Source organism: Streptomyces sp. NPDC002690, assembly GCF_053592415.1.
In genome coordinates, this window is sequence record NZ_JBSFVR010000216.1 from 1 (window position 1) to 12491 (window position 12491).

Annotated in this window: 13 protein-coding genes and 2 pseudogenes; 7 read left to right on the forward strand and 8 right to left on the reverse strand. The window is 70.5% G+C overall.

From position 1 onward, the window contains the following. From ACWD3D_RS24015 to ACWD3D_RS24025, 3 genes and pseudogenes are all read right to left on the reverse strand, one after another. Positions 1 to 228: pseudogene (locus ACWD3D_RS24015) on the reverse strand (hypothetical protein); the annotation flags it as partial. Between the two features lie 121 nt (positions 229 to 349). Then, entirely contained in the window at positions 350 to 856 is a 507-nt protein-coding gene (locus tag ACWD3D_RS24020; RefSeq protein WP_451462877.1) for a flavin reductase family protein, read from the reverse strand. Between the two features lie 196 nt (positions 857 to 1052). After that, entirely contained in the window at positions 1053 to 1373 is a 321-nt protein-coding gene (locus ACWD3D_RS24025) for a thioredoxin family protein (RefSeq protein ID WP_451462878.1), read from the reverse strand. A gap of 225 nt (positions 1374 to 1598) precedes the next feature. On the opposite strand from ACWD3D_RS24025, the gene ACWD3D_RS24030 reads away from it, so the two are divergent. After that, positions 1599 to 2321, forward strand: coding sequence for a lysophospholipid acyltransferase family protein (locus ACWD3D_RS24030; protein WP_451462879.1), 723 nt, complete (start codon positions 1599 to 1601; stop codon positions 2319 to 2321). Between the two features lie 63 nt (positions 2322 to 2384). Here the strand turns inward: ACWD3D_RS24030 and ACWD3D_RS24035 are convergent, their stop codons facing one another. The 4 genes from ACWD3D_RS24035 to ACWD3D_RS24050 all read right to left on the reverse strand — a co-directional run bounded on the left by ACWD3D_RS24035 (position 2385) and on the right by ACWD3D_RS24050 (position 6320). Next, the gene (locus ACWD3D_RS24035; protein ID WP_451462880.1) at positions 2385 to 2984 is read right to left on the reverse strand and encodes a transglutaminase-like domain-containing protein; all 600 of its coding nucleotides are present in this window, start codon (positions 2982 to 2984) and stop codon (positions 2385 to 2387) included. Positions 2985 to 3076: 92 nt separating this feature from the next. After that, positions 3077 to 4156 (reverse strand): threonine aldolase family protein, encoded by a 1080-nt coding sequence (locus ACWD3D_RS24040; RefSeq protein WP_451462881.1) that lies wholly within the window; start codon positions 4154 to 4156, stop codon positions 3077 to 3079. Beyond that, positions 4135 to 4896, reverse strand: coding sequence for an SDR family NAD(P)-dependent oxidoreductase (locus ACWD3D_RS24045; RefSeq protein ID WP_451462882.1), 762 nt, complete (start codon positions 4894 to 4896; stop codon positions 4135 to 4137). The genes ACWD3D_RS24040 and ACWD3D_RS24045 overlap by 22 nt, the downstream gene beginning before the upstream one ends. Before the next feature lie 26 nt (positions 4897 to 4922). Further along, on the reverse strand, positions 4923 to 6320 hold the full coding sequence (locus ACWD3D_RS24050; RefSeq protein WP_451462883.1) for a DUF6421 family protein: 1398 nt from the start codon (positions 6318 to 6320) through the stop codon (positions 4923 to 4925). Positions 6321 to 6599: 279 nt separating this feature from the next. Here ACWD3D_RS24050 and ACWD3D_RS24055 point away from each other — a divergent pair, with 279 nt between their 5' ends. Continuing rightward, entirely contained in the window at positions 6600 to 7235 is a 636-nt protein-coding gene (locus ACWD3D_RS24055; RefSeq protein ID WP_451462889.1) for a glycerophosphodiester phosphodiesterase, read from the forward strand. 84 nt (positions 7236 to 7319) lie between these two features. On the opposite strand, the gene ACWD3D_RS24060 is transcribed toward ACWD3D_RS24055, so the two are convergent. After that, on the reverse strand, positions 7320 to 7898 hold the full coding sequence (locus ACWD3D_RS24060; RefSeq protein ID WP_451462884.1) for a GNAT family N-acetyltransferase: 579 nt from the start codon (positions 7896 to 7898) through the stop codon (positions 7320 to 7322). A gap of 242 nt (positions 7899 to 8140) precedes the next feature. Here ACWD3D_RS24060 and ACWD3D_RS24065 point away from each other — a divergent pair, with 242 nt between their 5' ends. The 5 genes and pseudogenes from ACWD3D_RS24065 to ACWD3D_RS24085 form a co-directional block, all read left to right on the forward strand. Next, on the forward strand, positions 8141 to 8722 hold the full coding sequence (locus ACWD3D_RS24065; RefSeq protein WP_451462885.1) for a DUF5134 domain-containing protein: 582 nt from the start codon (positions 8141 to 8143) through the stop codon (positions 8720 to 8722). Positions 8723 to 8878: 156 nt separating this feature from the next. Next, positions 8879 to 9817, forward strand: coding sequence for a M56 family metallopeptidase (locus ACWD3D_RS24070; protein WP_451462886.1), 939 nt, complete (start codon positions 8879 to 8881; stop codon positions 9815 to 9817). Between the two features lie 224 nt (positions 9818 to 10041). Continuing rightward, entirely contained in the window at positions 10042 to 11265 is a 1224-nt protein-coding gene (locus ACWD3D_RS24075; protein ID WP_451462887.1) for a hypothetical protein, read from the forward strand. 46 nt (positions 11266 to 11311) lie between these two features. Beyond that, positions 11312 to 11926, forward strand: a complete 615-nt coding sequence (locus ACWD3D_RS24080) for a GNAT family N-acetyltransferase (RefSeq protein ID WP_451462888.1) — start codon at positions 11312 to 11314, stop codon at positions 11924 to 11926. Between the two features lie 102 nt (positions 11927 to 12028). After that, positions 12029 to 12491, forward strand: a pseudogene (locus ACWD3D_RS24085) (hypothetical protein); the annotation flags it as partial.

The window sequence follows — 12491 nt, forward strand, 5'->3', positions numbered from 1 at the left end:
CACCGTCAGGTCATCGGCGAACCCCCGGTCACCGGTCGCGTCGGGCACGTACTTCACACAGACAACGATCCTCAAGCTCACGCCGGCTCTCCTACTGCATCGTGAATTCTGGGCTGCCTCGGTTGCTCGCAGCATAGGCGCCCGGGGAGACGGTTTCCCGGTCAGGGCGACCGGCACACCGAGCGAAATATTACTCGCCAGTACACCCTTCACGAACCCGGTGAGCAAGCGCTTGGAACTGTGATGTGGCCAACGCGGCGCCCCAGGAGAAGGGCCGCCGCGGGCGGGGCCGGACCGGGGCGGACCAGATGATCCAGGCTCAGGAGCGGCCCCCGCGACAGCCTCCGGGTCAGTCCCGCAGGGAGGTGAAACGGCCCTCGTGGTAGACGAGCGGACGGCCGCCGCCCTCGGGGTCGCCGACCTCGGCCTGCGCGATGACGATGCAGTGGTCGCCCGCGGGAACCCGGGCCACCACCCGGCAGACCAGCCAGGCCAGCGCCCCGCCGAGCACCGGCACACCCTCGGGGCCGTGGTGCCAGTCGGTGTCCGGGCCGAAGCGGTCGGCGCCGGAACGGGCGAAGAGGGCGGCCAGCTCGGCCTGGTCCTCGGCGAGTATGTGCACGCCTATGTGAGCAGCCTCGGCGACCACCGGCCAGCTGGACGACGAGGTGGCCACACCGAAGGAGATCAGGGGCGGCTCGGCGGCGACGGAGTTGAGCGAGGTGGCGGTGAATCCGACGGGCTTCCCGCCGTAGGCGGTGATCACCGCGACACCCGCGGCGTGCTGCCGGAAGACGGAGCGGAGCAGCTGGGGGGAGGCGGGGACGGCGGTGCGGAACTCGGGTGAAACCGTCATGGAATTGTCCTTCTGCGAGTCGGGCGTACGGGGCCGTGGGTGCTCAGGCACCCGGACAGCGCGCACTCGCGTTGCGTGCCAGGTCGACGTGGACCCGGCCGTAGAGAAGGATTTCCGGCGGCATAACGTCAGACTGACGATGCGTGACCGCTACCGTCAAGTGCGTATCGCCATGTGGGAGAAGCGTCACGGCCCGTCACATCGCCCGGCCGAGGGCGGCTACGACGTCGACCGTGCGCGGCTGCCCCGTCGCGCGGCGGACGACCGTGCCCCGGGCGTCGAGGACGAGGACGGTCGGGGTGGCGCGGATGCCGAGCCTTCGGACGAGAGCGAGATGCGCCTCGGCGTCGAGCTCCACGTGGGTGACCCCCTCGACCATGCCCGCGACCTCGGCGAGCGTCCGACGGGTGGCGCGGCAGGGCTGGCAGAACGCGGTGGAGAACTGCACCAGCGTCGCCCGTGCGCCCAGTTCCGCGCCGAGTTGGGACGCGTCCAGCCTCTGTGCATCCGCCGCCATGTCCACCGTCGTCCTTCCGTCGGAGCTCCCCGCAGGACGTCAGCACCGGGGGACGGCGACGCATTCCCGACAGGGGCACGTGATGAGAATCTCGCCGCCCAGCTCCATCGGGACTGGCCACCACGTCGCACATGGGGCACCATCGCCACAATGCCGAAAACCTACGGCCGCGTAACTTCCGCCGGGAGAACCCTCCCCAGGCGCAGAAGAAGGAGTCTTCTCCAGATGGCAGAACTCGTCTATCGACCGGTCATCGGCGCCGCTCGCACCATGTTCAAGGCGCTCGACCTGAAGATCGACACTCAGGGTTCGGAGAACATCCCGAGAACCGGTGGCGCGGTGCTGGTCAGCAACCACATCAGTTATCTCGACTTCATCTTCTCCGGCCTCGCCGCCCTCCCCCAGAAGCGGCTCGTCCGCTTCATGGCGAAGGAATCGGTGTTCCGGCACAAGGTGTCCGGTCCGCTGATGCGCGGGATGAAGCACATCCCCGTCGACCGGAAGCAGGGCGAGGACGCCTACGCGCACGCGCTGGCCTCACTGCGGTCCGGCGAGATCGTCGGGGTCTTCCCCGAGGCGACCATCTCGTCGTCCTTCACGCTGAAGAGCTTCAAGTCGGGCGCCGCCAGGCTGGCCCAGGAAGCGGGCGTTCCGCTGATCCCGATGGCACTGTGGGGCACCCAGCGGATCTGGACCAAGGGCCACCCGCGCAACTTCCGGCGGAACCACATCCCGGTGACCATAAGGGTCGGCGCTCCGGTCGAGGCACCGGCGGACCAGTACGCGGGTGCCATCACCCGCCGACTGCGCGAGGGGGTGCAGGAGCTCCTGGAGGCCGCGCAGCGCGCCTATCCGGTACGCCCGAAGGACGCCGCCGACACCTGGTGGGTGCCCGCGCACCTCGGCGGTACGGCTCCGACCCTGGCGGAGGTCCGCGAGCGCGGCTGATCCGGAGATGGGGTCCGGCGGCCCGCAGCGCGGACCACGCCGCGGCCGGGGACGTGCGTCGGGTCAGAGCGCGGCGGGCAGGGTCTCCCAGAGGTGGTGCCGGTCGCGCGCCCGCCGGAGCGCTCCCAGCACCTCCGGGTGCGGGGCCGCGTACAGGACGGGGTAGTCCACTCCCCCGAAGGCGGGGTGGACCGGCCAGGCCAGCCGTTCGTGGTCGAGGGAGAACCGCGCGTCGACGCCGGGCTTGTTCCCACGCGCGTCGACCCGTGCCCAGCGGTCCCGGCCCGGGAGCCGCAGGGCGACGAGCCCGTGCACCACGGGGATGTCCCCCTCGTCGTCCACGAGCCGTTGGTAGCAGAGCGCGGCAGGGATGCCCGCGACGCGCAGCAACGCGGCCAGGGCGTGCGATTTGGCGTAGCAGATGCCGTTGCGGGTCGCGAGGACGTCGGAGGCGCGCCAGGCGACCCGGAGGTCCCCCGAGTCCGCGGAGTGCGGGATGGTGTCGCGCACGAAGGTGAAAGCGGCTTCGGCGTACGCGTATGCGTCGCCGGTGCCGGCACCGAGGTGTCGCGCGGTCTCGACGACGTACGGATGCTGGTGGTCGATCGCCTCGTCCGCCGCGAGATAGGCGCCGAGGTCCGGGTCGTCCTGGATCAGTTCCATGCGCGCCGAGCATAGGAGTGCGGCCGACCGGAGGCAATACTTTTCCGGTCGGCCGCATATTCATGCATGCAGTATCGCCAGGTCCGCGCTCTTCAGCGCTTCAGCTCTTCGGCGAGCGCCTCGACGAAGGCGTCCACGTCGCTCTCGCGCGTGTCGAAGGCGCACATCCAGCGGACGTCGCCCGCGGCCTCGTCCCAGAAGTAGAAGCGGAAGCGCTTCTGGAGCCGCTCGGCGACGTCGTGCGGCAGTCGGGCGAAGACGCCGTTGGACTGCACCGGGTAGAGGATCTCCACCCCGTCCAGGGCCCGGACGCCCTCGGCGAGGCGCTCCGCCATCGCGTTGGCGTGCCGGGCGTTGCGCAGCCACAGGTCGCCCGAGAACAGCGCTTCCAGCTGCACGGAGACGAAACGCATCTTGGAGGCGAGCTGCATCGACGTCTTGCGCAGGTGCTTCATCGCGCGGACCGCGTCCGGATCGAGCACGACGACGGCCTCGCCGAAGACCGCACCGTTCTTGGTGCCGCCGAGGGAGATCACGTCGACCCCCACGTCGGTGGTGAAGGCGCGCATCGGAAGGTCCAGGGAGGCCGCCGCGTTGGCGATCCTGGAGCCGTCGAGGTGAACCTTCATCCCGAGTCCGTGGGCGTGGTCGCAGATCTCGCGGATCTCCTGGGGGGAGTACAGCGTGCCCAGCTCGGTGCTCTGGGTGATCGAGACCACCTGCGGCATCGCGCGGTGCTCGTCGTCGAAGCCGTACGCCTGGCGGTCGATGAGCGCGGGCGTCAGCTTGCCGTCCGGGGACGGGACGGTGAGCAGCTTCAGTCCGCCGACGCGCTCGGGTGCCCCTCCCTCGTCCATGTTGATGTGCGCGGACTCCGCGCAGATCACCGCGCCCCAGCGGTCGGCCAGGGCTTGGAGGGCCAGTACGTTGGCCCCGGTTCCGTTGAAGACCGGGTAGGCCTCGGCACTCTCACCGAAGTGGCCGCGTACGACGTCCTGGAGGTGCTCCGTGTACGCGTCGCCGCCGTAGGCGACCTGGTGGCCGTCGTTGGCGAGGGCGAGGGCTTCCAGGATCTCCGGGTGGGTACCGGCGTAGTTGTCACTGGCGAAGCCACGTATCTCCGGGTCGTGATGACGACGCGCGTCGGTCCTTACGGTTGCGGGGTCAGCCACAGGCGCTTTCCGTTCACATCGGGGGCGGGTCGTTCCCAGACGCCGGCGATGGCCTCGGCCAGTTCGCTCACGTCGGTGAATCCCGCGAATTTCGCAGTCGGGCGCTCGGCGCGCATCGCGTCGTGCACCAGTGCCTTCACGACCAGGATCGCAGCAGCCGTCCTGGGCCCGTCCTCGCCCCCCGCCTTGCGGAAGGCGTCGGCGAGGGCGAGCGTCCACGCCTCGGCGGCGGCCTTCGCCGCCGCGTACGCCGCGTTTCCCGCAGTGGGCCGGGTCGCGCCCAGGGCGCTGATCAGGACGTAACGACCCCGGTCGCTGCGTTCCAGGCCGGCCTGGAAGGCGAGCGAGGTGGACTGCACGGTGCGGATGAGCAGCTTCTCCAGCGCGTCCCAGTCGGAGAGATTGGTCTCGGCGAAGTTCGCGCTGCCGCGCCAGCCGCCGACGAGGTGGACCAGGCCGTCGATGCGGCCGAACTCCGTCTCCGTCTTGTCCGCCCACTCGCGGGCGGCGGCCGGGTCCAGCAGGTCCACGGTCTCCCCGGTGACGCTGGCCCCGCCGTGCGCGTACCGCGCCGCGTCCACCGCTTCCGCCAGCCGTTCCGGGTGGGCGTCCGCCCCTACGACGGTCGCGCCGGCCTCGGCGAGGCGGAGCAGGGTGGCCCGGCCCGCCGGACCGGCCGCACCGGCCACCGCGATCACCGCGCCTTCGAGTGGGCCGGTTCCGCTACGGACACCGTTCATGGCCACCGCCTCCTCTGGACCCTCGCTCACGCGGCCACCCGCTCGGCGCTCGCCGCGGTGATCCCCACCGTGGACGCGATCACGTGCTTCATCTTCTTGGAGAGCGCCTCATAGAACATGCTCAGGGGAAACTCGTCCGGAAGCACGTCGTCCACGAGTTTGCGCGGCGGTTGTGTCAGGTCCAGCGCGTCGGGGCCCTTGGCCCAGCGCGAGCCCGGGTGCGGGGAGAGGTACTCGGCGACCAGGTCGTAGGCGGCGAACCAGTGGACCAGCTTGGGGCGGTCGATGCCGTCGCGGTAGAGCTTCTCGATCTCGCCGCAGAGCTGGTTGGTGACCTGCGGGGCACGGTCCCAGTCGATCTTCAGGGTGTTGTCCGTCCAGCGGACGACATCGTGCTTGTGGAGATAGGCGAAGAGCAGCTGGCCGCCGAGGCCGTCGTAGTTGCGCACCCGCTCGCCGGTGACGGGGAAGCGGAACATGCGGTCGAAGAGGACGGCGTACTGGACGTCGCGGCCCTGCGGGAAGCCGTCGGCCTCCAGCTTCACGGCCTCCTTGAAGGCGGTGAGGTCGCACCGCAGCTCCTCCAGTCCGTACATCCAGAACGGCTGGCGCTGCTTGATCATGAACGGGTCGAACGGCAGGTCGCCGTGGCTGTGGGTGCGGTCGTGGACCATGTCCCAGAGCACGAACGCCTGCTCACAGCGCCGCTGGTCACCGACCATCTCCTGGATGTCCGCCGGCAGCTCCAGGCCGAGCAGGCCGACGGCGGCCTCGGTGACCCGGCGGAAGCGGGCGGCCTCGCGGTCGCAGAAGATGCCGCCCCAGCTGAAGCGGTCGGGGGCCTCGCGCACGGCGATGGTCTCCGGGAAGAGCACCGCGGAGTTCGTGTCGTACCCGGCGGTGAAGTCCTCGAAGGTGATGCCGCAGAACAGCGGGTTGTCGTACCGGGTCGCCTCCAACTCGGCGAGCCACTCGGGCCAGACCATGCGGAGCACGACCGCTTCGAGATTGCGGTCGGGATTGCCGTTCTGCGTGTACATCGCGAAGACCACGAGGTGCTGGAGCCCGTCCGCCCGGTTCTTGGCCGGCTGGAAGGCGAGCAGGGAGTCCAGGAAGTCCGGCACCGCGAAGCCGCCCTCGGCCCAGCGGCGCAGGTCGCCGACGAGGGCGCGGTGGTAGGCGGCGTCGTGCGGGAGCAGCGGGGAGAGCTCTTCGACCGCGCCGACGACCCGGCCGAGAGTGGCCTCCACGAAGGCGGCGTCGGGGGCGCCCTCCGCCTCGAAGTCGATCGAGCCGTCCTTGGACTGCCAGGGCCTGATCTCCTCCACGGCATTCCTGAGCACGGGCCACGCAGGGTGGTCGACCACCCGCCCGGCTGCGGCCGCGCCGCCACCGGGGACGTCGTGTACCAGAATTTCCGTCATAGCCGTTTCCTCCACAGGGCCTCGCGTTCGGCGAGCGTATCCGGGCACGGTCCCCCAGGACAAGCGAGATCCAATAAATTATCCTGCCCAATCCCATGGTCACCGCTGAATTTCCTGTGACCCTTCAGAACAACGTTACTTCCGTCACTCGTGTCGTGCCGTGTCGGCGACTGGGTAGGTTCGCCCCGGCAGCCGGGGCGAACGTGAGGAACGCGGCCGGGCCACGCGAGAGTTCAGGAGAGCGCCTTGTCCTTCGCCACCATCGGTCACCGTGGGCTCATGGGCGTCGAGCCGGAAAACACCCTGCGGTCCTTCGTCCGCGCCCAGCGGGCGGGGATGGACGCCATCGAACTGGATCTGCACCTGAGCAAGGACGGCGCGCTCGTCGTGATGCACGACGCGGACGTGGACCGCACGACCGACGGCACGGGCCGCATCGCGGACAAGACGCTGGCGGAACTGCGCGAGCTGGACGCCGGCCTGGGAGAGCGGGTGCCCCTCTTCGAGGAGGTGCTCGACGCGGTGGACTCGCCGATCCAGGCGGAGATCAAGGACGCCGCGGCGGCCCGGGCACTGGCCGAGGTGATCACCCGGCGGGGTCTGACGGGACGGGTGGAGGTGTCCTCCTTCCACGACGAGGCGGTCGCGGAGACCGGTCGGCTACTGCCGGGCCTGCCCACCGTGCTGATCGCGAGCCGATGGGGACCGGACGTGGTGGAGCGGGCCCGGGTGGCGGGCGCGGCCACCCTCGCGCTCAACATCCGGCGGCTGACCCTGGAGACCGTGGAGCAGGCGCGCGATGCCGGGCTGCGGGTCATCGCCTGGGTGGTGAACACCCCCGAACAGCTGGCACTGGTAAGGGCGTTCGGGCTCGACGGGGCGACGACGGACCGTCCGGAGATCCGTGGGGCCTGAGCGTCACGGAGCGGTGAACCGCAGAAGGCCCCGCCGTGCTCGGCGGGGCCTTCGGGGAAGTAAGGGGGGCGAGGAGGGCGGGAACTACCGCTCGTCGTTCCCGGACTCCTCGGCCCCGAACTCCTTGACCAGCAGCTCGAACTCCAGATCGTCGCGGAGGGGAGTCCCGAAGCGCTCGTCACCGTAGGGGAAGGGGCTCATACGGCCCGTACGGGCGTACCCGCGGCGCTCGTAGAAGGCGATCAGCTCGGCGCGCAGGGAGATCACCGTCATCTGCATCCCGCTGACGCCCCACTCCTCGCGGGCCAGCCGCTCCGCCTCGGCGATGACGGTCTTGCCGAGGCCGACGCCCTGCTGGCCCGGGCGGACGGAGAACATCCCGAAGTAGGCCGCGTCACCACGGTGTTCGAGCTGGCAGCAGGCGACGATGGCGCCGTCGCGTTCGGCCACGAGCAGTCGCCCGCCGGGGGTGGCGATGATCTCGCGCACCTCCGCGTCGTTGGTCCGCCGGCCTTCGAGCATGTGCGCCTCGCTGGTCCAGCCGGTGCGGCTCGACTCGCCCCGGTAGGCGGACTCGACCAGCTCGACGAGCGCCGGCACGTCGTCCTCGGCCGCGTCGCGGAAGGTGAGCCGGTGCGTTGTGCGCGGCGGGGCGATCTCCATGGAACGGTCTCCGTTTCTCCGCCTGCGGCGGGTGGCTTCGGGCTCGCCCGCCGGGCGATGCTCTGCGACGACGCCGGACCTCTGCTTCCGGCGTCGCGCACGAGGGTAACCCGATCGCCCGAGCCCACCGCGAACACGGTCACTCCCCCTCGTGCACCCCATGCGCCACCGTGCGCCGGGTTGTCACGGTGACACGCCGGGAATCGAGTACGGGACAGCTTCGGCGGAGGGGGAGGTGTGCTGTGCACGGACCGGCGCTGTCCGGCTGGCTGCTCATGGTGCTGTGCGCGGCGACGGGCGCCTACTGCCTACTGCGGGCGCGCGCCGGGGCCGGAGAGGAGCGGCGGGCCGCTCACGCCGAGGCGCTCATGGGGTTCGGCATGGCCGCGATGGCCGTTCCGGCTGCCCTGTTCACCCCTCCCGGGTGGGCCTGGACGGCGTACACCCTGCTCTTCGGCGGGGCAGCCCTGCGGTCCGCCTGGGCGGCGCGCAGGGGCGGACACCATCTCCACCATCTGATCGGCTCGCTGGCCATGGTCTACATGGCCGCCGCCATGGCCCCCGGCCCCGGGGGCGGCCCGCACGCCGGACACGGCACGGGCGCTTCGGGCGCGGGCCTGCCTCTGCTGACCGGCGCACTCCTGGTCTACTACGCGCTCTACGTCCTGAGCGCCGCCGGACGCCTGATACCCGTCGCCGGAAGCGCGAGCGCCGGGGCCGGGACCGGCCTGGTTGCCGGGGGCCGGCACGCCCGACCCGAACTGGCTCTCGCCTGCCGGGTGACGATGGGCATGGCCATGCTCGCGATGCTGGCGGGCCTCTGACACGCACGTGCCGGGCGACGCTCTCCCGAGCGGCGCCGCTCATACCGTGCGCACACTGCGCATGCCATGCGCTTCCATGCGTCCGTGCGCCGTGGCGTACGTCACTTGACGGCCGGAGCCATATCGGCGCGTTCCGAGCGCTCATAGGCTGACCGCATGTTGGTCTCCCTCGCCCTGCTGATGCTCGGCGCACTGACCGCCGTGGCGGCTCCCCGCCTGATGGCGCGGGCCCGTTGGCCGGAGCGCGAGCCCGTGGTGGCCCTGTGGGTCTGGCAGTGCGTGGTGGCGGGGGTGCTGTTCTCCTTCGCCCTGTCGATGACGTTCAGCGCGGCGGCGGCCTGGCAGGCGGTCCGGGGCCATGTCTTCGCACCGGCCCCGCACGCGGTGGTCGAGGCGTACGCGCTGGCCGGGTACGGCCCCTGGTCGGCGGTGGTGGCCGTGGTGCTGGCCTTCGGGGGCGTATGGAGCGGGGCGATGCTGCTGCGCGAGGTACGCCGTGCGCGCAGGCGGCGGAGTCTGAGCCGAGCCGAACTGCTGGTCCGTTCACCGAACTTGGACGGCGAGGAGCCAGCCGACGCGCGGCTGGTGATCCTGGAGGGGCCGCGCCCCGACGCCTGGTGGCTGCCCGGCTCGACCCCACGCCTGGTCATCACCACCGCCGCACTGGTCCGCCTGAAGGGCCGTCAGCTGGACGCGGTCCTCGCCCATGAGCAGGGACATGCCAGGGCCCGGCACGACTGGCTACTGCACTGCTCGGCCGCCCTGGCCAACGGTTTCCCGCAGGTACCGGTCTTCGCCGCGTTCCGCGACGAGATGCACCGGCTGGTCGAACTGGCCGCCGACGACGTGGCGTCACGGCGCTTCGGCCGGCTGACGACCGCCCTCGCGCTGGTCGGACTGAACGAGGACCGGGGCGTCTTCGACCCGTGCCACGCCCAGGCCGGACAGGTACCGCGCCGCGTGAACAGGCTGCTGGAACCGGTGGAACGGCTGACCGCCGGGCACCGGCTCCGGCTCACCGCCGCGGCTTCGCTGGTCCCGCTCGTTCCGCTGCTGGTGGCGTTCGTACCGGCGCTCGGCACCCTGCGGCCGTAGGGGCGGGGGCGCGATGCTCCCGGACGACAGGTGCGGCGGCGGCAAGGGCATGGGGCGACGGTCGGAAACCTTTCGATCGAATCCTTAAAGCCCTTGCTGACAAAGCGGGTTCGGGCTGTCATGGACCACTGGGCCCGAGGCTGGGCCCAGGTCGCGCGAGACCGGACTCGAATCGGGGGAGACACATGGAGACACGTGGCTCGGCGTTAAAGGTTTTTGTCCCCATGAAGTACGACCTCGGCGGAACCATCACCGACCCCAGACGGCTGATGGAGGTGGTGGAGGCCAGGCACGGCGCGCTGACGGTCGACATGACCATGCTGCGCAGCTGGAATCTGTCCTATTTGGCCGGCCACGCACCGGTCGTCTCCTGCGCACTGCCCGGCGGGGAGACGACGCTCGCCGGGGGCACCTGGTCCTTCGACTGCCGGATGCGGGTGTACCCATGGCTCGGCGTCGTTTCGGTCGACTACGCGTTCACCCTGGTCGCCGGCACGGCCGACATCGAAGCCTTCTACGACGACCTGGTCGAGTGGAAGAACCGGGACTACCTGCCCTACCTCGAACAGTGCGACGCGCTCAGCGACAATCTGAGTCTGCGTATCCCGGCCGGCCTGCGGGCCGACGACTGCGAAACCCACGGATCAGCGGTGCGGTCGCTGCGGGTCGCGGCGGCCGACATCATCGAACCCAGACCGTTCTGCTATGCGTTCCACGACTTCCGCCTGTGCTTCGTCGGCAACCTGCGAGACCTTCCCGGCGAACGCGTGCGGCAGTTGCTCTGGCTCTCCGACGGCACGGCCGCACTCCCGGAAGACGGAATCGCCGATTTCCTCGACTTCAGGGGCCTCGAAATCGCGAGTTCTGGCTGGTCGACGGTGATCCGGGGAGAGTCCGGATCGGTGGCGGCCGAGGCCGAGACAGTCACCTCACTGCTGAACCTGGTTCACGCCCAGTGGTACGTCTGCCAGCTGTGGATCAACGCCCACGACCTGCGTGGACAGTCGTCGGGCGCCGGCAGAGGACTGGCGGGCGCCCACGTACTGTCCCAGAACCAGACGGCTCTCGTTCAAGACCTGTCGGAGATCGACAATCTCGACGTCATGCTCAAGGACCCGGTTCTGCTGCGGGTCGCGGAGTACCTGGAGACGAACCTGAAGGTCCGACGGCACAAGGAGACTGCCATGTCACGCCTTCACGCGCTGGAAAATCACTCCCGCCAGCTGGGCGACTACAACAACGAGACCGAACTCCGGCGCGTGCAGGTCCTGTTCGCCATCTCTGCGGCTGCCGGAATAGCCAGCCTCGTTCCCTCCCTCACCGACGTCGGATTCACCTTGCTCCATGTGGTTGCCACCGTCATCCCCCTCCTTGGTTTCTGGGCCCTGTTCGCAGTAGATTTCACGCGCGTGCGCCGACGGCCGAGGACGCGACGCCGACGGCCCTGAGCGGCCCGCCGGGCCGGCACGGGCGTCGGCTCGACGAAGGAGTGGCGTGAGCGACATCAGCACACAGTGGTACCGGCCCGGGACAATTCCCCAAGCTGAAGTGCGCGAGCTGACGGAGATGTTCAGTGAGGTCGCCGGCGAGTTCGTCCCCCCGCTGACTCTGCGCGGGGGGACCGCCGTGACCGACCTGCGTGAGCGCGCCCCCGGCGCCCCGGACGCCCCCGACCCGGGCAACGACTACCTGGAGGAAATGCTCCGCCAGGACCTCGTCATGTCATGGCACGAAGGGCGGGCCGCCGGCTTCGTGTCCTTCCGGAGCAACCACCAGGACCCGCGCTTCGCCGACCTGAGTCCATGCCTGTACGTCAGCACCATCGCGGTACGGAGGCAGTACCGGCGGCACGGCATCGCGCGCGTCCTCTACCAGGAACTCTTCGCTCTCCCGGAGTCACTGCCCCCGTGGATCGTGCTGCGGACCTGGTCCACCAACGCGGGCCATCTCGAACTCCTCGACAGCCTGGGATTCTCCACCGTCCTCCGTATCGAGGACGACCGCGCCGCCGGAGTGGACACCGTCTATCTCGCGGCTGACCGCACGGGGCCGGCGAAGGGGGGAGCACCCGCCTCGCAGGGCGCTCGGGGGCGGGGTTCCTCCCGTTAGGCGCGGCCGTACGCCTCCGCGCGCCAAAACCCACCCGGCCCCCGCCGTTCCGCACGGGGCGGCGTCCACCGGGAAGCGGGTGGTTTCGGCGAGTATCGCCGCATGTCCTCTCCCGTCCGCGCCCCCGCGCGGCCTTCCGGGTCGGCGACGGTCACGCGTGCGGTGCGGACCGGGGCGGTCTGCGGCGCGCTCGCTCTCGCCCTGCTGGTGATGGTGGTCACGGCCTGGCCACCCCTGATGACCGTGGACCGCGCCGTCGCGGACGGGCTGCACCGCCGTGCCGTCGCCCGGCCCGGGGAGGTCCGGGTCGCCCGGGTGCTGACGGACTGGGTGTGGGATCCGTGGACCGCGCGTGCCCTGATCGCGGTCGCCGTCGTGGCCCTGTGGTGGCGCGGGGCCCGGCTGCCAAAGCGTGTTGCGGAAGTAGCGCCGTCCGCCCGGAGGGCGGGTCCGGCGGCGTCCGGTGCGTGCGATCGCAAGGCGGAGGGTCGCCCCGATACTGGATGTATCGGGGCGATCCCGACAACGCGGCGAGCGTGCGTGCCAGGCGCCGCCGGACAGGCGG

What these genes read in the sequence shown, in the direction of transcription:
- ACWD3D_RS24020 (WP_451462877.1), bottom strand. Translation starts at nt 856, where the DNA reads ATGACGGTTTCACCCGAGTTCCGCACCGCCGTCCCCGCCTCCCCCCAG.
- ACWD3D_RS24025 (WP_451462878.1), bottom strand. Translation starts at nt 1,373, where the DNA reads ATGGCGGCGGATGCACAGAGGCTGGACGCGTCCCAACTCGGCGCGGAA.
- ACWD3D_RS24030 (WP_451462879.1), top strand. Translation starts at nt 1,599, where the DNA reads ATGGCAGAACTCGTCTATCGACCGGTCATCGGCGCCGCTCGCACCATG.
- ACWD3D_RS24035 (WP_451462880.1), bottom strand. Translation starts at nt 2,984, where the DNA reads ATGGAACTGATCCAGGACGACCCGGACCTCGGCGCCTATCTCGCGGCG.
- ACWD3D_RS24045 (WP_451462882.1), bottom strand. Translation starts at nt 4,896, where the DNA reads ATGAACGGTGTCCGTAGCGGAACCGGCCCACTCGAAGGCGCGGTGATC.
- ACWD3D_RS24050 (WP_451462883.1), bottom strand. Translation starts at nt 6,320, where the DNA reads ATGACGGAAATTCTGGTACACGACGTCCCCGGTGGCGGCGCGGCCGCA.
- ACWD3D_RS24055 (WP_451462889.1), top strand. Translation starts at nt 6,600, where the DNA reads ATGGGCGTCGAGCCGGAAAACACCCTGCGGTCCTTCGTCCGCGCCCAG.
- ACWD3D_RS24060 (WP_451462884.1), bottom strand. Translation starts at nt 7,898, where the DNA reads ATGGAGATCGCCCCGCCGCGCACAACGCACCGGCTCACCTTCCGCGAC.
- ACWD3D_RS24070 (WP_451462886.1), top strand. Translation starts at nt 8,879, where the DNA reads ATGTTGGTCTCCCTCGCCCTGCTGATGCTCGGCGCACTGACCGCCGTG.
- ACWD3D_RS24075 (WP_451462887.1), top strand. Translation starts at nt 10,042, where the DNA reads ATGAAGTACGACCTCGGCGGAACCATCACCGACCCCAGACGGCTGATG.